Annotated in this window: 14 protein-coding genes; 8 read left to right on the top strand and 6 right to left on the bottom strand. The window is 35.8% G+C overall.

The annotated features are described in order from the left end of the window. Window positions 1-33 precede the first annotated feature (33 nt). Both CG11_RS17020 and CG11_RS17025 read left to right on the top strand, forming a co-directional pair. Complete coding sequence (locus CG11_RS17020) at window positions 34-660, top strand: SPFH domain-containing protein (protein WP_052598006.1); 627 nt, start codon at window positions 34-36, stop codon at window positions 658-660. Then, window positions 630-1,286, top strand: coding sequence for a M23 family metallopeptidase (locus CG11_RS17025; protein ID WP_063833132.1), 657 nt, complete (start codon window positions 630-632; stop codon window positions 1,284-1,286). Before CG11_RS17020 ends, CG11_RS17025 begins: the two co-directional genes overlap by 31 nt. Window positions 1,287-1,290: 4 nt before the next feature. Here CG11_RS17025 and CG11_RS17030 read toward each other — a convergent pair whose 3' ends face one another. After that, window positions 1,291-3,027, bottom strand: a complete 1,737-nt coding sequence (locus tag CG11_RS17030; protein WP_156039808.1) for a response regulator — start codon at window positions 3,025-3,027, stop codon at window positions 1,291-1,293. A 210-nt stretch (window positions 3,028-3,237) separates the two neighbouring features. After that, the gene (locus tag CG11_RS17035; RefSeq protein ID WP_052598008.1) at window positions 3,238-5,574 is read right to left on the bottom strand and encodes a CotH kinase family protein; all 2,337 of its coding nucleotides are present in this window, start codon (window positions 5,572-5,574) and stop codon (window positions 3,238-3,240) included. A 250-nt stretch (window positions 5,575-5,824) separates the two neighbouring features. Here CG11_RS17035 and radC point away from each other — a divergent pair, with 250 nt between their 5' ends. The 3 genes from radC to CG11_RS17050 all read left to right on the top strand — a co-directional run bounded on the left by radC (window position 5,825) and on the right by CG11_RS17050 (window position 8,541). Next, window positions 5,825-6,532 carry a DNA repair protein RadC gene (radC, locus tag CG11_RS17040; protein ID WP_052598009.1) on the top strand — a complete coding sequence of 236 codons (708 nt, stop codon included), beginning with the start codon at window positions 5,825-5,827 and terminating at the stop codon, window positions 6,530-6,532. A 143-nt stretch (window positions 6,533-6,675) separates the two neighbouring features. Then, window positions 6,676-7,722, top strand: coding sequence for a 23S rRNA (adenine(2503)-C(2))-methyltransferase RlmN (gene rlmN / locus CG11_RS17045; RefSeq protein ID WP_052598010.1), 1,047 nt, complete (start codon window positions 6,676-6,678; stop codon window positions 7,720-7,722). Window positions 7,723-7,728: 6 nt separating this feature from the next. After that, complete coding sequence (locus tag CG11_RS17050; RefSeq protein ID WP_052598011.1) at window positions 7,729-8,541, top strand: ABC transporter permease; 813 nt, start codon at window positions 7,729-7,731, stop codon at window positions 8,539-8,541. Between the two features lie 101 nt (window positions 8,542-8,642). Here the strand turns inward: CG11_RS17050 and CG11_RS17055 are convergent, their stop codons facing one another. Next, complete coding sequence (locus CG11_RS17055) at window positions 8,643-9,494, bottom strand: M23 family metallopeptidase (protein ID WP_052598012.1); 852 nt, start codon at window positions 9,492-9,494, stop codon at window positions 8,643-8,645. A 644-nt stretch (window positions 9,495-10,138) separates the two neighbouring features. Here CG11_RS17055 and CG11_RS17060 point away from each other — a divergent pair. The 3 genes from CG11_RS17060 to gldN all read left to right on the top strand — a co-directional run bounded on the left by CG11_RS17060 (window position 10,139) and on the right by gldN (window position 17,379). Beyond that, complete coding sequence (locus CG11_RS17060; RefSeq protein WP_052598013.1) at window positions 10,139-12,970, top strand: tetratricopeptide repeat protein; 2,832 nt, start codon at window positions 10,139-10,141, stop codon at window positions 12,968-12,970. 375 nt (window positions 12,971-13,345) lie between these two features. Continuing rightward, window positions 13,346-16,030 carry a transglycosylase domain-containing protein gene (locus CG11_RS17065; protein ID WP_052598014.1) on the top strand — a complete coding sequence of 895 codons (2,685 nt, stop codon included), beginning with the start codon at window positions 13,346-13,348 and terminating at the stop codon, window positions 16,028-16,030. 458 nt (window positions 16,031-16,488) lie between these two features. Continuing rightward, entirely contained in the window at window positions 16,489-17,379 is an 891-nt protein-coding gene (gene gldN, locus CG11_RS17070; protein WP_052598015.1) for a gliding motility protein GldN, read from the top strand. Window positions 17,380-17,437: 58 nt separating this feature from the next. Here the strand turns inward: gldN and CG11_RS17075 are convergent, their stop codons facing one another. The 3 genes from CG11_RS17075 to porV form a co-directional block, all read right to left on the bottom strand. Next, entirely contained in the window at window positions 17,438-18,061 is a 624-nt protein-coding gene (locus CG11_RS17075) for a hypothetical protein (protein WP_052598016.1), read from the bottom strand. Window positions 18,062-18,149: 88 nt separating this feature from the next. Continuing rightward, complete coding sequence (locus CG11_RS17080; RefSeq protein WP_052598017.1) at window positions 18,150-18,767, bottom strand: hypothetical protein; 618 nt, start codon at window positions 18,765-18,767, stop codon at window positions 18,150-18,152. 401 nt (window positions 18,768-19,168) lie between these two features. Then, entirely contained in the window at window positions 19,169-20,500 is a 1,332-nt protein-coding gene (gene porV, locus CG11_RS17085; RefSeq protein ID WP_052598018.1) for a type IX secretion system outer membrane channel protein PorV, read from the bottom strand. Window positions 20,501-20,945 lie beyond the last annotated feature (445 nt).

Consider the following 20,945-nt stretch of genomic DNA (forward strand, 5'->3'; position numbering starts at 1 on the left):
AGGTTCTAGACAAGTTTTATAATTTATTAACAAATGATAGGATTAATAATTGGAATCGTAAGCATTGTAACTTGGTTGATTTGGAGCAATGCTTTTTATCAAGTCAAAGAGGGATTTGCACTCATTCGTTGGGGAGTGGGAGGTGATAAGGTTTATTTTAGAGGTAGTTTTTTTGCTTATCCTTTGGTGCATCGAGTGGAGAAAATTAATATCAAAGAACAACGAGTTTTGATTAGTTTGATTGGAGAACAAAGTGTTTTAACACAAGATAATATACGTGTCGAGCTTCAGTTAACATTTTTTGTACAAATTCAACATACGAATTGGGATGTATTACAGGTTGCTAGGACTTACGGAGGTACAGGGGCTGTCGAAAAGGAAACCTTGAAGCAAATATTTGAGCCGACATTTGTCCATGAAATTAAAACGTTAGTCAAACAATACACTTATCAACGCTTGGATAGCACCCCTCAACAATTTTTAAAAGAGCTAAAGTATCAACTTGAAGTAGATTTTGGAGGATACCAACTCAATAGAATCCGAATAGCAGCTCTAAAATACTTGCCTCTAGATGAATACGACATTGATCACAATGCCTTGGATGCAGAGGGATACAAAAATTTGAAAGAATGGTTAAACCAAAACAAAAAAGCTTCTTAACAAAGTTATTAACAGGAATTGGAATGGTCTTTATTTTGATTGCTTGTTTCGAAAATAAAACTACAACGACAGAGGTTGATCCAGTGTTGGACCCCTCTCAAACTATAAAGAAAGATACTCTAAGCAAGTGGGAGCGCTATTTTTTGACTTATCCGTCTTATCGTTGTGATGGATTCGATTTTCCAGTAGGAAAACCAGATGGAAAAGGGTATTATAATGCTCAGCCTTTTCGAAAAAATGACCATTTAGGGGATGATTGGAATGCTGTAACTGGCGGTGATTCAGATTTAGGAGATCCAATTTATTCGATTGCTAACGGTTATGTGGTATTTGCAAAGGATATTGGTAGTGGTTGGGGGAAAATAGTACGTGTCATGCATCAATTGGATGATACAACATACGTTGAAGCACTTTATGCGCATTGCGATAGTATGTTGGTGCAGTCTAATCAAGGTGTCAAAAGAGGGCAACAAATTGCTACCATTGGAAATGCCAACGGAGCTTATTATGCACATTTGCACCTAGAAATTAGAGATAGTGTAGAGATGGAAGTAGGGGGAGGTTATTCTAGTTATTATAATGGGTATTTAGACCCAACTGAATTTATAAAAGCACACAGACCTTAATAGTTTACTCTGCTAGAAGGGTGTATTTTTGAATAACTCTTAGTAAATGTTTAGGGTCAAAAGGTTTGGTAATATAGTCGTTAACACCAGCTGTTTTTGCTTTTTCCTTCTCATGTGAAGTGGCAGACGCTGTTAGAGCAATAATCGGAATAGTATAATCGTCTTTTCGAATGGCAGCAGTTGCTTCAAAACCGTCCATAACAGGCATTTGCATGTCCATTAGAATAAGGCTAAAGGAATCTTCTTGAAAATAAGAAAGTGCCTCTAGACCATTCCAAGCTATTTCGTAAGCAATACCCCATTTTTTTAAAAAGTGAGTCAATACCAAAACATTGGTTTTGTTATCCTCTACTATAAGTATTTTGGCATCGTCAATATTGTCTTCCGTTGGGCTAGGAATATTTTCAGCAGGTGGCGTTGAACACTCTAAGGTAAAGTAAAAACGTGTTCCTTGATTAGGATTACTCTCAACCTGTATGCGACTGTCCATGAGTTGCAATAATCCCGCAGTAATTGTTAGCCCCAATCCAAGACCATCTGAACTGCGTTTTTTAGTTAAGGGAATAGGATTAAATTCTTGGAAAATTTTATGATGATGGTCTACTGGAATTCCAATGCCCGTATCTTTGACTTCAAACAACAAACTTGTTTTATTTTCAGATGATTGAAGGTGTTGAATATTGATCTCTATTGTTCCAGAAGAAGTATATTTTATTGCATTAGAAAGAAGATTGTTGAATACTTGGCGTAGTTTGGGTTCGTCAACTAAGATAGAAGGAGGTATCTTGCCAATTGTATTAAGGATAATTTGGTTATTTTTAGATTGAGCTTTTTTTAAGAAATTTCGCTTGATATCTTTGAGCAAATTCAAGATGTTGATACCAGCTAGTTCTAGCTCAATATGTCCCATTTCCAATTTATTAAACTCTAATACATCATTGAGTAAGTTTAACAAATCGTGTGTAGAATTGCTAAGAGCATCAACTAGTTCGGTTTTTTCTTGACTATCATATTGATACTGATTGAGTAAATTGGAAATCCCTAAAATAGCATTCAGAGGAGTTCGAATTTCATGGCTCATAACCGACAGAAAATTAGATTTAACCTCATTGGCTTCTTCGGCTTTTTCCTTTGCTAATTCTAGTTCTTTCTTAGAAGTAATCAGATTAAGATTTTTTTCTTTTAGTGTAGTTTGTCTTTTTCTATCAATGACTTTGAAATAGACAATGGCTGCATTAGACAATAAAATAGTGATGACAGTTAAAAATGCTAAATCTATGTTTTGGGTAGAAAGGCTAGTATTGATGACAATAGATGGGTAATACTGCTGAATGAGTATCAATGCAAGAATATTACCAACAATAAGTGCTAAGAAATAAAGAAAATTTTTCAGCGATACCATACTCGTTACCATAATAGAAAATATGATAAACATAAAAGGAGAAGATCCTGATAAGCCGTTGGTGAAAAACCAAGAAATATTGATGGTAACTAAAGAAAGTATGATAAAGGAATGGATACCCAATTGAACATTCTTGTTTCGATTAAAATAATAGACACAAGACAATAAAAAGGCATATAGAAGAGCTAAGTTGGCAATCGTGAAATTTTGGAGATATAGTGCATTGACCAAAAAACCAATGGCAGATACCCCTATACTAAGGCAGTAGGTATTCTTAAAGATTACCTCTTGGTATTCATCCCCTGTATGATTGTTTTGTTCCATTGATCCCTTCTTCAAACCATCTTTTTTAATGGTTAAGTAACGCTATGAATTTTGATTAAGAATTAAGCGGTAACTTTATCATGTAAAAAATAGGGTGCAGTTATAAAAACTAGTAAAAATGGGACATAAACATGGGAAATATATTTCAAGATAGAAAAAGAGAATGAAAAAGCCAAATCAAAGGAAGGTTGATTTGGCTTTTAATAGAAGAAGGGCAGAAAAAAACTATCTAGAGCGTTTAAATTGCTTTCTAACCATGATATAGGCAGCAACAATTAGAATAAAAATAGCAGCAGTGACGCCACCAATTTTTACATATTCTAAGAAACGTTCCCAGTCTTTTCGTTCTTTAACCTTTATATAATCGGGGTTGACAGAAGCAGGGCTACCGGCACGTTGTAGCTTTTCCCAACTTTGAATATGATTATTATCCAAGTGATAATCTCTTAGTACAATTGTTTGAATTAATCCGACAGAATCTTTGGGGAAATTATATCCAATACTATCGACAGGATTGTATTCATCGTCATAAAGCATGACAATATCTTTGTTTGAACTCAAGCCAAAAGGCAAACCACCAATAAAGTTTTTGCAAGAAGGAAACGCATTTTGAAAACGTTTTTCATCTTTGCAAACAACAATGTAATCTTTTGCTTTGATTGTTGCAGAAGGAAAAACAAAAACGTCATTGTTCGTGCTTACAATGTTCCAACCTGTAATATCCAAATCATTGTCTGAGTCATTGTAAAATTCAATCCAATCACCTGAAGCCGTATCAGCACAACTTATTTCATTGATAATCATTTGTTGTACAGCAGGGTGTTCTCCTTTGATAAAAATGGCTTTTAGCGTATGTAATGTATCGGAAAATCGAATGTTCAATTCTTTTCCATCCATGCGTTCATTATCCATTTCCCAATGAGAAAATTGGCAACCAAAATAAGGCTTTGCCTTTACTGTAACAGGAAGTTTCTGGAAATAAATGCCTCTGAATTGATGTTGTACATCAACAACTTCATTTAATTCAACGGTACCACAACTGTCTATTTGAACCTTAAAAACGACATCTCTACCATATTGTGGAAAACGTTCTCGCAAAAACGCCCGCATATATTCTGGGCGTTTTTTGACAAATTCTTTCATGCGGTCTACTTCCTTGTACCAACGTTTGGATGTTAGGTCCCAACGCTTCCAATGTCTAGGTAATTCGGGAAGAATCACAGCAGCCATTTCATCAATTCTAGGAATAATACTGGTAGAATCAAAAGTGGTGTTTAAACGATCCAAAAACCTAGAGACAAACTGTGCTTGGAAATTCTTGTTTTGTAGAAGCGAACGCAAATTTAAAGTACTCCAAGGTGGATTGGGCCACCCTGGACCATCTGGGCGCGTATGAAATGCTAAGCTATTGTTTCGGAAGCCATAGCGACCGTAGTGTCCTAGTCCAAAATCTGTGTCAAACAAAATCCAACGCCAACGCCCTCCTTCTTTCATCGGTCGCCAAAACTTGATGTTTCCACCAGCATCTTGGTTATCGATATAAATTTGAAGGATTTCATATTCCATGAAATTTTCTACATCCATTTGGGTATTGATATAATCAAAATTTTCTTGGCTTGCCAAGCTATTATTACGCATAAACAAGCGCATGGCATCATACGTTTTTCTACTACCTGCTTGCACACTTTTGCGATGTTCGACCAAGTTGACACTATCTTTGTGATACCCAAAATTCTCTACTAGATAATGCCGAGTCAATTTTTCTCGAAAGTTATAAATGCCCCAATATTCCCCATTAATAAAAACAATGGCGGGGCGATAAGCTTGTACCTCTAAGCCAATATCTTTTCCAAAACTAGTAATTAAAGCATCTCTAAAGTGAGTCTCCCCAAAATCACTACCAGAATTGCGCAACACCAATCGTTTGTATTTTTTTTGTTTTTTTTCTGGAAAGATACGATGGCGAATATATTTATTGCCATATCTAGATTTGCTAGCATATAGCGAAAAGGACTTTTGAGGAAAAATGCGACTCATACCTCCAAATATTTTGAAGCCAAGATCTCCTTCAAAAACGCGCTCCTTATCGGTTTCAAAAATTTCGATATAACAAGGATATTCTTTTCTAGAGTAATAATTGGCTCCCTTATGCGGGAAACGAGGAGAAGCTTTGGGACCACGTTTGAAGAGCCCTTTGACAGGATCAAAGAGGACGTAGGGTTGGATTGAAAGTGATAAAACAGGCAATGAGATGGAATCTTCCCCGATAAAATAGCTGTTTGTGATTACAACACTTTTTTTGTCATTATTAACTGCCAATGCTTTGATAACAGCAGTAGAGTCTACCAGTATAGGTCCTTGATAACGTTTGGACTGTAGACTTGGGCGATTACCATTTGTTGTATAATAAATAGTAGCAGAAGGATTGCTTGCTTTTAACTCAACAGCCATTCCTGTTTTATAAAAACCTGCTTTGGGGGTTGCTTGTAATAACAAAGTATCTTGCCCTTGTAATAGGGAGCTGCTTAAGAAGCCAATTAACAATAAGTAGAATGTTTTCATTTTTCTGTTCAACTAGTTCATTTTTTTTAGAGTCTTTAGACTCTATCATCTTTCTGGTATAAAATGTTTAGTGCTTTTTCAAACATTTTGCTGATTCTTGCCGTAGAAGGAGTTTTCCTAAAACATGTAAAAATACTAAGATTTATTAAAACTATGGATAGGTTCTAATCGATTGTCAAGATTAAATTGAGTATTAGGCTTGTTTCTTGATTAATTGACTATAAGAGCCTGCGATTGAAATTAAAAAACTATGGCATATCCCAACTCAACCGAATTTACCTCTATTAAATCATGGGCCTTAGAAGATCGACCTAGAGAAAAAATGTTGCAACGTGGTCGAAAGCATTTGTCAAATGCAGAACTGATAGCTATTTTATTAGGTTCAGGTTCGGCGTCAGAGTCGGCTGTTGGCTTGGCGCAGCGCATTTTAAACTCTACGAATAACAATCTCAATGAATTGGGCAAGCGAAGCATTGAAGAGTTACAAGGTTTTAAAGGGATTGGTCCTGCTAAGGCAATTACAATTTCTGCTGCCTTAGAATTAGGAATCCGTCGCCAAGCTACTCCTTTGGTTCAAAAACCTAAGATTACTCAAAGTACAGATGCATACAAGGTTTTAGTGGCAGACTTAATGGATTTGCCGCACGAGGAGTTTGTTGTTTTATTACTTAATCAAGCGAATCGAGTCATCGACCGAATTTACATTAGCGTAGGAGGGGTAGCTGGAACTGTTGTTGATGTCAAAAAAATATACCGTGCTGTGGTTGCCAATCCATTGGTCGCCAGTATTATCTTAGGGCATAACCACCCTTCTGATAACTTGAATCCTAGCAAGGCTGATATTTCGATTACAAATAAAATTAAGGAAGCAGGACAATATTTAGATATTACAGTTTTGGATCATCTCATTATTGCAGGCAATTCTTATACAAGTCTAGCAGATGAAGGTTTAATATAAAGTTTGTGGCTCATGTGATTGGAGTAAAAGGGAATTGTAGGCATTTTTTGAATCATAGGAAACTATTTATAACCTACATCTATTAATAATAATATCGTACCTTTGCAACTGAAGTGAATTGCAAGAGGAATTAATACAATAAAATGGAAAAGAAAGATATAAGAGAATTAAGCCTAGAAGACTTAGTTCGTTTTTTTGTCGGAATAGGAGAGTCTAAGTTTAGAGCCAAGCAAGTATACGAATGGCTATGGAAAAAAAGTGCCTATTCATTTGACGATATGACAAATCTCTCTAAGAAGTTGAGAGAGAGTTTGAAAGAAGCTTTTGTCATTTTGCCTATTACAGAAGATCTATCTCAAGTAAGTGCTGACGGTACCATCAAGTGTCGATTCAAGCTACACGATGGTCATTTGGTAGAGTCTGTATTAATTCCAGTTCCTGCACAAGATCGATACACGGTTTGTATCTCATCGCAAGTAGGATGTAGTTTAGCTTGCAAGTTTTGTGCAACAGGTCAAATGGATCGGTTGAGAAATTTGACAGCAGCAGAGATTTATGATCAAGTGGTAAAGGTCAATGTAAAATGCCAAGCACATTATAACCACCCGATTACAAATGTGGTATACATGGGAATGGGAGAGCCTTTATTGGCTTATAAACCAGTGATGAGAAGTGTAGCAATGTTGACTTCAGAAGCTGGGTTGAACATGGCACCTCGCAGAATCACGATAAGTACAGCGGGCATTGCTAAAATGATTAAAAAATTAGCCGATGATGGAACAAGAGTTAATTTAGCGTTGTCTCTACACGCAGCCGATGATGAAAAAAGGAATTCAATTATGGCGATCAATGAGAGTAATAATTTGAAGACATTGACAGAGGCATTGCGTTATTTTTATAATAAAACAAAAGATAGTAAAATAACTTTTGAGTATATTGCTTTTGATGGATTTAATGATACCCTTGACGATGCTAAAAAAATGTTGAAGTTGTGTCGACAAGTACCTACCGTAAAAGTTAATGTCATAGAATACAATCCCGTAAGTGGTGTTGACTTTACGAAGGCAGGAGAAGATAAAATGGAGCAATTTGCTCAATTCTTGAGAAAAAATGGAGTTGCCATTACTTTGCGTCGATCTCGTGGAAAAGATATTGATGCTGCTTGTGGTCAATTAGCCAACAAAGAATAAAAATCAATGATACACTTATTACAATTAGAGTGGAAAAAATTAGCTCCCAATCGTGCTTTTAAGATAGCAGCAGGAATGTACTTTGTTTTGTTGCCGTTGTTATACTTAACCATAAAATCAATGATAAAACCATCGGCAGGTGGTGGCTCTGAAATGGCTATTATACAGTCGTTTTATATTTTTCCGAATATTTGGGATACCGTATCTTATTGGGCAAGTTGGTTGACGTTTTTTCTGTTGATTTACATTTCTATCTGGATGATCACCTCAGAGCATAGTTTCAAGACCATGCGCCAAAATCTAATTACAGGTATGGAGCGTCGATCTTTTCTATTGGGAAAGATTATTATGATGACACTTCTAGCGTTTGTAGCGACAATCTATATGGCTATTGTTGCATTTATTTTTGGTTGGTTAGCAGGTGGCTATGGTAGTCCTTGGGGGCATGAAATAGATGCCATTTGGCGTTTCTTTGTGCAAAATATGTTTTATATGAGCTTTGCTCTAATGTTAGCTGTTATCTTTAAGCGCAGTGGTTTGGCAATGATCATATTTTTTGCTTATGTCCTTATTATAGAGCGTATTATTCGTTATTTAGTGTTTCTAAATCTATTGGATAACCTTTATTGGGGAAGCTACTTTCCAGGAAGTGCGGCTTGGGATGTGGTACCATTTTATATGGCTAAAAAACTGCCTTCTTTTGATCAAGATATTGCAAATATTATATTGCCTTACGATCTAGCGACAGGAATCACAATTGCTTATACAGGTTTGTTTTTGTTGATTGCTTATCGAGTATTTATGTCTAGGGATTTGTAATCGTTGTACCACTACAAATGGTATGAGTTTGTTGATTTTTTAGCTTGATTATTAAAACCAAACTAAAAAATCAACGAAAGATTGACTATATATCGTTATTATTAATTCTTAAAATCAATATAACGCTCGGCGTTGATAGGTTGACCATTAAACCACATCTCAAAGTGAAGGTGCGGTCCTTCCGTCATTTCGCCTGTATTTCCAATAATAGCAATCCCTTCCCCTGCATCAATAATATCGCCTGCTTTTTTTAGTAAAGAAGAATTGTGTTTGTAAAATGAAACCACATTGTTATCGTGTTGAATGGCTAACATATGACCTGTTTCTGCCGACCAAGTTGCAACAATGACGGTTCCTTTTTGAGTTGCTTTGATAACAGCGCCTTTGGGGGCAATGATGTCCGTTCCATAATGACCACGACTAGGAGCAAAAGTATCTGAAACCATCCCTTTGATTGGAGCCATAAAAATCATATTGCTGATATCAGCGTCTGCTTGCAAGGTATTTTCAATCAAATTGCCAAGTTCCGCCTCGTTATCTACACTTTCCATTAGTGCTTTTAGCTCATCTGATTTTTGAGGTACTTCTACATTTTGCCCCGTTTTTTTATTGGCAGGGTCTTCAACACTATCCTCGTATTCAAATTTTTCATAGACTAAATCTTTCACTTTCAAAATGAAAGCATCCCTATCATCAATCGCTTGTTCTAGAGAATCAATTTGAACATAGATTTGACTAATTTGAGAACGAATATTTTGATTGCTTCTTTCTGGCACAATTCGACCTAATGGTGTCAAAACTAAAAGTAAAATAGTGACTAGACTTACAGTCATAATAATTGCTCCAACAGTTGCAGCAACATTAAATGGAAGCAAGCGAAAAGAACGCTCTTCTTGAAAGGTTTCATCGTTCATTAAAACCAGACGGTACTTACCATCAATCCACTTAAACATGAGAATTTTTTATTTTGAACAACTTCTTAACTAAAAGCTTGTTGTTTTACGTTATTATAAATCAATCGTCTGCTTAAAACTCTTTTATAAAGAGGCATATTAGTTAATCAACAGACCACTAAACTTTATGAATAGAGAGGAAACTATAAAATGCATCGATATCTGCAATTCTACATCTACCCCTTTAAATTTTATATACGGATGGCAAAAGTACAAAAAGAATAGGGGGAATTATCACATAAACTCTTACTCTTTCGTTAAAAAATAAGAACAAAGCAGCAAAAGTTAAATAAAGAGCGTATTTTTGTAGATAGTATGTGCTTGTTTTATGTCTACAACAAATATATATCCTTTGATCATTTGGGATCGTAATATTTTGCCGATATCAAAGGTAATAAGACGATAGCTATTTCTAAATTAGGCTATTCTGTTGATGTATATAACAAAATACAAAACAGTTGTATGAATAGAAGAGATAAAAGTTGATGAAACTTTTTATTTTTGATTAACAATGATGCAGATAAAGAAAAAATCAGCAGAGCAAACCATACAACTTTATTGATGATCATCGTTATTAATCAAAAGACAAATTACAAGCGACAAACGCATTGACCCATCATTACAAAAGCAAAACGATTCATTGCATGAAAAGTCTATTTCTATTCTTTGGTAGTATCAGCCTCACCATCATTCTATTGGCAGGATGTGCTAAGCAGAATTTAGCTACCAAACCTTATCATAATTTAACTGGTCGGTATAATGCCTATTATAATGCCAACTTACGTGTTGAAGAGAGTTTTAGTACGCTAAATAGCCAACATAAGGATAATTACAATAAATTATTAGAGATGTATCCTTATGCTGCTGTCACAGATGTTAATGCAGTAAAACAACCATTGGATGAGGCGATTACAAAATGTGCTCGAAATATTAAGTTGCATGAAATTGGTAATTGGACAGATGATAGCTACCATTTGATGGGGCAGGCAGAGTTTTTACAAAAAGAATATGAACGAGCTGCCAATACCTTCAAATATGTTGTAGACAAATATCATCCAGAAAATGTAGAAAGAGAATTAGAGAAACTCAAAAAGAAAAAAAAGAAGAAAAAACGTAGAGGAAAAAAGCGCAAGAAACGCAAGAAAAAGAAACGCAAAAAGAAAAAAAGTACAAAAGGCAAGAAAAAGCCTAACGGTAACTCTGATGATGAGGAAGAAGAAAAACCAATCAAATATGGTTTGAAACACCGCCCTGTACGTTATCAATCAATGCTTTGGTTAGCGAAAACTTATATTGAGCTAGGACAATATGATGATGCAGGGTTCTATTTGCGTCAATTAGAGAACGATAAAAAAGTTCCTAAAAAATTGCGCTCAGAAGTTCACGCTGTAAGTGCTTATAATTGGATTGTTCAAAAAGAGTATGTAAAAGCAATTGAACCCTTGGAAGCTGCTGTTAAGGGAACCAAAAAGAAGACCATCAAAAATCGTTATGTATATATCTTGGGGCAGTTGTATCAAATGCAAAATAACAACCAACTGGCGATGGAAAATTTCCATAAAATATTGCGTTTACGCCCTAGTTATGAAATGGAGTTTAATGCTCGTTTGAATATGGCTATGAATGCTGCTTCTGCCTCTGGCAAAAAAGTAGTCGATCCAGAAATAGCCTTAAAACGTATGTTGCGTGATTCAAAGAATGAAGAATATAAAGATCAAATTTATTTTGCCCTTGCCAAGATTAAATTAAAATCAGGGAATAAAGAAGAAGGAATTTTGGCATTACAACAGTCCTTAAATTACAGTGCTTCAAATACACAACGTGTTGAGGGAGCCTTGTTATTGGCAGAACTATTTTATGAAAAAGATGATTTCGTGAAGTCTTATGCTTACTATGATACGACGATGCAAGCAATGGACAAAAGTGATGAACGCTATGCTTCAACCGAAATGTACAAACGTAGGTTGGAAGGTGTTGCCAAATATGTTGCTATAAAAGAAGACAAGGATAGTATGTTGATTGTAGGGTCTTGGGAGCGAAAACAACAAGAGGCTTGGGCTGTAAAAGGAATGGAAATGGAGGAGTTAAATTCTCAGTTCACTTCTAAAAGTCAAGTAGCCGCTCCTGCTTCTGGTGCTAAAGGATTTAGAAACCGAGAAGGAAGAAGTATGGCTGCTCAACCGATGGATGGTGAGAGACCATTGCCTAGACGCAATAATACACGTTCGGTAGCTGGAAAAATTACAATTTCAGATATAGAAATGCAAAAGTCTAAATTTCCATTATACAACGCTTCTCTAAGAAAAAAAGGAGAAAGAGAGTTTGAAAAACGTTGGAATGATCGGGCATGGGTAGACAACTGGAGACGTTCTGATAGAGAAGAGGATGTCAATACAGATGCGGATGATATCGCTACTGTTGAGCCTAAAACACAAGCTGAAATTGATGCTTATCTAAAAAAGAAGGGGGTTCCTAATAATGATCAAGAAGTTGCATCAACCAAAGCAAAAATTGGAGAAGCTGTGTACAAAGCAGCAGAACACTACCGAGAAGATCTTGGACGAACAGATAAAGCTTTGGAGTTGATACAAGAACTTGTCGCTAAATACCCTGACAATGCTTATACGGTAGAAGGGATGTTCTTGGCTTATAATATTTATTCTGAAAAAAATAACACGAGCAAGGCTAATTATTACAAAAATGAAATCTTGAAAAAGTATCCTGATTCGAATATTGCCAAGGTGTTGAGTGATCCAGAATTTGCAAATTCTGAACGATTAAAGTATGAAAAAATAAACAAATACTACGACGATACCTATGCTATGATTCAGGATGGCGAAACGGAAAAGGCATTAGGACGTGTGCGTGCTATCCCTACAGAGTTTGGCAATAATTATGAAATGAAAGCTCGTTTTGCAATTCTAGAAGCTATGTGTGTGGGAGGCATGAAAGGGGAAAAAGATTATATTAAAGCGCTTCGAGTAATTGTGACTAGTTTTCCTGATACCAAAGAGGAAAAGCAGGCTAAAGAAATGATTGCTATCTTGACAGGTGGTAAGGGAAGAAAAGGAGGGAATGCTATTAACAATAATAGTGCGACAGATGGAAAAAGCCCATACAAAGTAAACAAAAACATAAAGCACTTTATTTTGATTGTATTTAATGATAAAAAAACAAAAGTGAATCAATTCCGAGCACCTTTGACAGAATATAATAATAAGTTTCACCTCAACAAAAAACTACAAGTTTCTTCTATCTTAGTAGATGGAAGTACGCCTTCGTTAATTGTTCGAGGGGCTTACCCTAATGCCGATGCAGCCATGAAATATGTTGTTGATGCTAGGTCTAATCCTGAATTTTTGCCCAAAGCCAAGGGATATACTATATATGCTATCTCTAGCGAAAACTATGGTATTGCTATGACCACACAAAAATTTCACTTGTATAGCTCCTTTTTTGAGCAGCATTACCGATAAATAATAGATTCAACCTATTGATAAAATTGGCATTTCTTCTAGAAAGAGATGCCAATTCTTTTTTTATCTTTGTAGGAATAATTATTTAGTGGACAGCGCCTTTAGCTAGTAAAGGTTATTTAATGAAGTTTTGTATAGGCAATGTAAAATGACCGTTAACGGAGAGTACTTTGTAAGGACTGTAAAATTGATCATCAAAAGTTTAATACAAAACATAGTAAAGGTGTCAGTCGTTGGTTATAATCTTGATAAAATTTTGACAAATAATCATTTAACCGTCTACTAATTTTTTGTTGTTGAAGAAAAGATATCAGTCACTAGAAATTTGTACTCTTTTTTGATTTATTGAAAAGAGCCACCAAAAAATAATCTGTTATGCCTAAATATATAGAGGATGCACAAGAGTCATCCAGCTCTAATGGAGCTCAGTTGGATGGTAGAGAAGATAGAGTTGCGAAGTATAAGCGTTTTATCAAATGGATGTGGCGTTTGTATGCCTTAGGAATTTTTATCGCTATTGGAATTTTTGTCATGCTTTCTTTTGATTTACCTTCTTTCGAGGAGTTGGAAAATCCAAGGAGTAGGATTGCTTCTAATATTTATTCTTCTGATAATGTGGTTCTTGGTAAATACTATATTGAAAACCGTACTCCTGTAGAATACGATAGTTTGTCGCCGCATTTGATTAATGCATTGATTGCTACAGAAGATGCCCGTTATTTAGAGCACTCGGGTATTGATGCTGAAGCATTGGCGCGTGTATTTGTAAAAACATTGATTCTACAACAGCGTAATGCAGGGGGAGGAAGTACAATTTCTCAACAACTTGCTAAGCTACTGGTAGGGCGCCCCAATACCAAGAACAAAGGATTTGTCAAACGCTCTTGGTTGTTGGTCTCTACCAAATTAAAAGAATGGTTGACGGCCGTTCGTTTGGAACGTTCTTATACCAAACAGGAAATTATAGCGCTTTATTTTAATGAGTTTGATTTCTTATATGGTGCTAATGGAATTAAATCGGCTTCAGAGATTTATTACGATAAACATCCGCGCGATTTAACGATTACAGAGGCGGCTATGTTGGTGAGAATGTTAAAAAACCCATCGTTATACAATCCAAGAAAATATCCAGAAAGAGCTACAAAAGGCCGAGAGCAAGTTTTAAAAAATATGCAAATCAAAGGGCATATTACAGAAGCTCGATATCACGAATTGCGCAAGCAACCAGTGGATATGTCCAAATTTCAGGTTAAAGATCACAACGATGGTATCGCAACCTACTTTAGAATGTACTTGAGAGATCATTTGAAAGGATTATTGGTGCAATTAGCCAAGGATAACCCTCAGTTTCAAAAACCAGATGGAACACCCTACGATATTTACAGAGATGGTCTTAAAATTTATACAACGATTGATTCTAGGGTTCAGGTGCATGCCGAAAAAGCAGTGAGAGACCATTTAAAAGAACATCAGAAACATTTGTTCGAAGCTTGGTCAGATTGGAATCATCCTGATCCAAAAATTAGCTCTAAAATTAAGAATCCTTGGACACGCAAGACCTCTCAAAATACAGATGCAGAAATGGAATTGCGTCGATTGAGCCTAGCAAAGCAAGTTTGGAATACCGATCGTTACCAAAGAGTCCGAGAAAAATTAATGCCGACAGCTGTTCGTAGAAAATTAAGAGATATTGATATTGATCGATTGTTTCAAATTGTAGAATACGAGAAAAACCCAAAGCAAAAAAATCGCTATTCTCCGAAAGTAGATGGAAAAGCTTTGTTGAAAAAATGGGAAGAAACAGGATTTATTACAGAAGATCAAGCTCAAACGTATAGAGAAGTGTTGTCTACCAAAGCTATTGACTCTCTACAGAAGCAGCATAAAGCGATCATGGATTACATGAAAAAGCCTGTTCAAATGCTGGTTTTTGCTTACAACAAAAAAGGAGAAAAAGATACTTTGATGAGTCCTTTCGATTCTATCCGTTATCATAGAATGCACCTTCAGACTGGAATGATTGCCGTAGAACCTGTCTCTGGTGCTGTTCGTGCTTGGGTTGGTGGAATTAGCCACAAATACTTTCAATTTGACCATGTGAACAAAGAACAAGCTGCTCGTCAAGTAGGATCGACGATCAAGCCTTTTCTATATGCTTTGACGGTAGATTTAAAAGGCTATTCTCCTTGCTTTAAAGTATGGGATCAACCAACGACAATTTCGAAAGGAGAGGGGCAGTTTGGGTTATTGACAGATTGGACACCCAAGAATGCTGGAGGTTATAGTGGCGATGAAATTACTTTGACGGAAGCATTGAATCGCTCTTTAAACTCCGTTTCTGCTTATTTAATGAAGGAGCTAAAGGGACCCGAACCATTCCGAAATTTCTTAGCTGATGTCGGAATTGATACCTCTGATGGGCGTGTGCCTGCCTCAGCTGCTATTTGTTTGGGAACGCCTAATTTGTCGCCTTTTGAAATGGCAGGAGGCTATACTATTTTTGCTAATAAAGGAACATATACAGAGCCTATTTTTATTGATCGAATCGAAGATAAAAATGGTAACTTGATCTACTCCGCAGGACAAGATCAGCGTTCGGAATCTATTTTGTCTGAACAAGGGGCATATGTAATGAATGAAATGTTACAAAAGATCCAAAGTGGACGTTTGAGAGGGGTGAAATCTTCTTATGGTGGAAAAACGGGAACAACTAACTTCCAAGCAGATGGGTGGTTTTTGGGAATTACTCCTGATTTAGTAGTTGGAACATGGGTTGGTTGTGACGATCGGTTCATCCGATTTAGAAGCCTAAGATATGGACAAGGTGCCAAAATGGCTCGACCAATTTTCCAAAATATCTTGCTAAACATGGAAGCAGATACTTCTTTGCGTGCGGATAAGGTTTATGATTATAAATCTCGTTTTCCTATTCCTGAGATCATTGAGCGAGAAATGGATTGTTTGAAATACAATCAGTTTGCAGATGGTAGTAATGGCGAGCCTGATAAAGCAAGTGATGCTACCAATACCGATATTTATGGTATAGACGAAGATTATTGATGCAAAATATTCTGAAGGGAAGTTACTGTAAAGTAAAATAATGCCATTCAATCTATAAAGAAGTCGATAGCGAACAGAGGTTTGTTGTCGACTTTTTTTGTCTGCTGAGCTAGCTAAGCGAACTTATGAAACGAAGCTCTTAAAATGAGTATTATCTAGTAGTAGTGCAACTAACTAAAAGCAAAGCGCTCACGCAGTAAATCGTATGTAGCAACAAAGAGGGATAACAGTTAATGAACTGTTATTTTTTTTTGTGAATTATAATAAATTGAAAAATAAGGGCGTTTCAAGAAGAAATAAACACCTAAAAGGTGTGATTGCTGTAATTTTTAAATGGATGCTTATTCGTACATTTTTACACTAGAAAACTATTGGGGATTATCCACTACAATTGCCTAAAACAAAAGTATGTTTTATCCCCAACCAATATTTCAATTCAAGAATAAAAGCTGTATAAAATGAACGCAAGCACAAAAATAACAGGAATTATTGCAACCAGTTTATTGGTATTTATAGGTACTCTAAATGCTCAAAATACTTATATGACAGAAGCAGGGGTACGTGTAGTATCTAATGAGAAGGATGGTAACAACTGTAAAAAGCCTAGAGATGGCTTTTACGATCGTTATTTACACAAAGAAAAAATGCCTTTACCCTATGATTATATTCATGAGAAAGATGTATTTTGGGAAAAACGAATTTGGAGAGAAGTTGATACAAGAGAAAAAATGAATCATGTTTTTGTGAGTCCTCATGGTCCTTTAATTACGACCATTATGGATGCGGCAAAGGAAGGTGATATTACACTTTATAATACATGGGATGATCGGTTTTCGCAAGCATTGACTCAAGAAGAAATCCAAGGTTTAATGTCTTCTAGTGATACAGTGAGTATTTATGATCCAGAGACGTTTAGAGATAGTATCATAGTGGTTAACAACGAAATGAACTGGGAGGATATTAAAAAGTATCGTATCAAAGAAGTTTGGTATTTTGACGAAGAAACATCTACATTAGGCGTTCGAATATTGGGAATTGCTCCAATTATAAATCGTTATGATGATGATGGTAATTTGTTAAATTCGGGACCTATGTTTTGGGCTTATTATCCAGAATTGCGCAATACTTTTGCAAAAACAGAAGCATTTAACTCAATGAATGATGGTGCTCGGTTGAGTTGGGATGATATTTTTGAAGCTCGGTTATTTTCTTCTTATGTTATAAAAGAGAGTAATGTTCACGACAGAAGAATTCAAGATTATACCAAAAATGGTGTCAATGCATTGCTAGAATCGGAGCGGATTCAATCCGAAATATTTAATTTTGAACATGACCTTTGGTCTTATTAATATAGAAAAGAGCCAGTCCTCAAGAATAGGATTGGCTCGTAGTTTTTTAGCATAAGAATTATTGAATAATTGCATCAACAAGAGTTTCACCTTTGCCTGTAGAATTAAATACAACAGGGTAGATACCTGCTTTCATAACAATACTATTGCTATTGTAATACCCTAGCATTTGATTGGAGAAAGGAGTATCTTGTGTGATATACAAATGACCATTATAAAGAAACTCCGAATTTTGGTCAAACTCAAATAATAGTTTTTCTTGACCTGTTTGCTGATTAACTACGATAGACAGTCCCATCAAACGCAAACCAGCTTGATAATCTGCTTGAGATAAGTTATTGCTTCCATTATCTTCGCCATCAAAGATGCCACCAATAATACACATGCCTGGGCAAGGACCACAGGGGTTGCTATAGGGGCAATTATCAAAAGTATGAGTTCCTGTATGTTCTTTGACCCATTTTTTGACTTTTTCCCACCACCCAGGAACACGACTATTGCTATGGAGACTAGTCAAAATTTCTTGAATTTCACCCTTGTCATAAATTTTTAAATCACCTGATTTGGGCTGTTCAATTCTCTCATTATTGGCAACCTGTTCTTTGACTAGATTTTCTTGTTCTTCATTACAGGCAACCAATGCCAAGAGCATAATAGAGAGCACTAATACTAAATATTTCATTTTTTGATTAATTAGAGTAATCCTGCATTTATTTTAGGTAGCTTTAGGAATTCCCACCAGTATGTATAAAGAATTGTGGATGTATTTTTTAGTTAATGTTTGCGTCAACAAGGGTTTGTCCCATGTTATTAGAGTTAAATACCAATGGATAAACACCAGCTTTAAGCTGAATGCTATTTCTGTTGTATAACTGTGTCATTTGGGGAGAAAAGAAAATGTCTTGAGGAATGATAAGTTCATTGTTGCTATTGATAAAGTCTGAACCTTGAGGAAATTCAAACAATAATCTATCTTCTCCCGTTTGTTGGTTGTGCATCAACGTAAGTTTATAGAGCCGCAAACCAGCTTGATAGTCTGCTTGACTTAGCGTTGATGAGCCTCCATTACTTGTTCCTCCAAAGTGATTTTTTCCATCACAAAAACCTGAGCAAGGACCGCAGCCTCCAGAACCACTACAGCCACCACTTTCGAATGGATCTTGGTCTCTGCCAAATTGATCTCTAATCCAGTCTACAACTGCCTCAACCCATTGGGGAAGCCGTTGAGTCGTTTGAAGTTCTGATAGCATAATTCTCATTTGTGCTGGACTATAGGTTTTTAGTTGCTCTTTTTCGAGCGTAGCAAAACGATTACTGAGATTATCGGATTGATCATCGCAACCGAATAGAAGGATTGCGGTCAATAAAAAGAAGATTAAATATTTCATGTTGTAAACAAATTAAGGTGATGTATAACTATTTGTATTGAGTACATAAAAATATAGAATACATTACACGTTGTTTTATGAAATATTTATTTGAAGCGAATGGAGTAGTATTCGTTGGGTGTTAAGCTTTATTCGTTAAGAACGTTTTAGCAGCAGAGATGAAACATAGTCAAAAAATAGTCTAGTTTTATTTGATTAGTAGTTAGTTACGCTGCTGCCTGTTTTGAAGGGAGATAAATAAAGGTGAACAATAAAAGGTGGTGAGTTATTGGCTATTTTTATGTGCAGTGTTTTTTAGCACTAATAGAAAGAGAGGGAAATAAAAAAAATCATCCCGAACTATTTCAGGATGATTTTTCTAAAATCAATACGTGATTTTATTTTTTTTGAACGATTACTTATTATTTTCTTTTTTTCTTGTCTGGTGCTTTTCCAAAATCGAACATTACAGAGAAACGTAAGGTATTGTCTAATGGATTGCGTTGTCCAGCTTGAGAAGGAATTAAATAAGAGAAATTAATGTTAAATATCTTATAACGAATCCCTAAACCAACTGTAAAGAATTTGCGATTTCCTTTGAATTTATGTTCGTTGTAGTGACCAAAACGAACAGCAAATTGTTTGTTGTACCAATACTCTAAACCTACGGACCACATCAACTCTGAAAATTCTTCTCCCGCACCCCCTGGAGCATCTCCAAAAGAAGAAAAGATAGAGGCAGGAACAGATTGTTGCTTGTAATCTGCTACACCATCTCCATCAGCATCGTAATTAGGGTTTTCAATTGGTTTATCGTTGGAATCAGTAATAACGTTTCCATCTTCATCATATTGCAATCTACGAACAGGAGTAGGAACCAATAATTTGTTGATGTCTAAGCCCACTACAATCGAGTTGTGTTTATCAAATTGATACTCAAAAGAGAAACCTAAACCTAAGTTAGCAGGAATATAGTCACGATTAGCTGATTGTGTGTAAGAAACTTTAGTACCAATATTAGAAAAAGCCAGTCCTGCTGTAAAAATAGCATTCTTTTGATCTTTTAAATCTTCTCTTTGTTTGCCTATTTGCATTTGTTTGCGGAAAGTAAACGACAAGTCAGCAGCAAAACCATGGGCAGGTCTCATGTTTTGACCACCAGAAACGGCGCCTGTACCAAGGTTGGAGAAAATATATTTAGGGGTAAACCCTACCGAAAACTCTTTACCTAATTTACGAGAATAAGCAATTGCTAACTCAAATTCATTAGGGCGAACGGTTTGCAAAGGATTTCCTTGGTCATCAGTGTATTGAATTTGTCCTAAAGAGAAAAAACGCAAACTAGCTCCTATGGTTTGGAAATAATCAACTTGTTTGTAAGCTGATAAATAAGCTAAAAATACATCGTTTAGACCCAAGGCACGCAACCAAGGTGTAAAGGTAGCAGAAATGCTAAAATCTTTTGGGGCAAAAGTTAATGCAGAAGCATTAAAATGCATTGAGTTTGCATCAGCAGGCATTGCAATGCCAACATCCCCCATTCCTCCAAAACGTGCATCAGGCACAATTCTTAAAAAGGGAACGGCTGTAATAATAGTGTTGTTACAATCTGAACCATCCGCAGAGGCACCACTAAATGGGCAATCAATTGTATTTTGTGCTGTTGTTTTGGTTTGAATAAGAGTAAGTGTTGCTATGATAATAAGGCAACTTCTTAGAATCGTCATCTTCATATAAGAATTATTGTTTGTCATTACTGTTTTGGTTTGTAATCGTTCTTTCAGGCAATTCAATACTCGTTGGTTTGTGCGGTTGACCACTATTGAAAACAATAGTAAACAAGAAAAAGAATATAGCTTGCTGACGTTTTACTTTAAAAATGATTCCTTGAAGTAAAGTTCTTTACATATATGCGGATTTTTTGATTTTACCCTCAAAAGTACAAATAAAACTGTACTTTATGGCTTCGATTCTATATATTTTTTAGAAGAGTAAAAGGTTTAAAAATAAACATGATCTCGTTGCATCAAAAATCATACGATTCTCTTAAAAGAATGGGAACTTGGTCTAGTATAAGCCTAAATCAAGCTCCCGAACCCTTATACTTTTATTTTAAAATAACTAGCTTTTGAAATTCACTACTTTGTTTGACCTGATCTGTTGCTCCATCAGCTTGAACCAATATTTTGTAGATATAGA

It is taken from the genome of Aureispira sp. CCB-QB1 (assembly GCF_000724545.1).
In the GTDB taxonomy this organism is placed as follows: domain Bacteria; phylum Bacteroidota; class Bacteroidia; order Chitinophagales; family Saprospiraceae; genus Aureispira.

Coding starts and splice junctions, on each gene's coding strand:
- CG11_RS17075 (WP_052598016.1), bottom strand. CDS start 18,061: ATGAAATATTTAGTATTAGTGCTCTCTATTATGCTCTTGGCATTGGTT.
- porV (WP_052598018.1), bottom strand. CDS start 20,500: ATGACAAACAATAATTCTTATATGAAGATGACGATTCTAAGAAGTTGC.
- CG11_RS17080 (WP_052598017.1), bottom strand. CDS start 18,767: ATGAAATATTTAATCTTCTTTTTATTGACCGCAATCCTTCTATTCGGT.
- CG11_RS17050 (WP_052598011.1), top strand. CDS start 7,729: ATGATACACTTATTACAATTAGAGTGGAAAAAATTAGCTCCCAATCGT.
- CG11_RS17060 (WP_052598013.1), top strand. CDS start 10,139: ATGAAAAGTCTATTTCTATTCTTTGGTAGTATCAGCCTCACCATCATT.
- CG11_RS17055 (WP_052598012.1), bottom strand. CDS start 9,494: ATGTTTAAGTGGATTGATGGTAAGTACCGTCTGGTTTTAATGAACGAT.
- CG11_RS17035 (WP_052598008.1), bottom strand. CDS start 5,574: ATGAAAACATTCTACTTATTGTTAATTGGCTTCTTAAGCAGCTCCCTA.
- CG11_RS17020 (WP_052598006.1), top strand. CDS start 34: ATGATAGGATTAATAATTGGAATCGTAAGCATTGTAACTTGGTTGATT.
- gldN (WP_052598015.1), top strand. CDS start 16,489: ATGAACGCAAGCACAAAAATAACAGGAATTATTGCAACCAGTTTATTG.
- CG11_RS17025 (WP_063833132.1), top strand. CDS start 630: ATGGTTAAACCAAAACAAAAAAGCTTCTTAACAAAGTTATTAACAGGA.
- radC (WP_052598009.1), top strand. CDS start 5,825: ATGGCATATCCCAACTCAACCGAATTTACCTCTATTAAATCATGGGCC.
- rlmN (WP_052598010.1), top strand. CDS start 6,676: ATGGAAAAGAAAGATATAAGAGAATTAAGCCTAGAAGACTTAGTTCGT.
- CG11_RS17065 (WP_052598014.1), top strand. CDS start 13,346: ATGCCTAAATATATAGAGGATGCACAAGAGTCATCCAGCTCTAATGGA.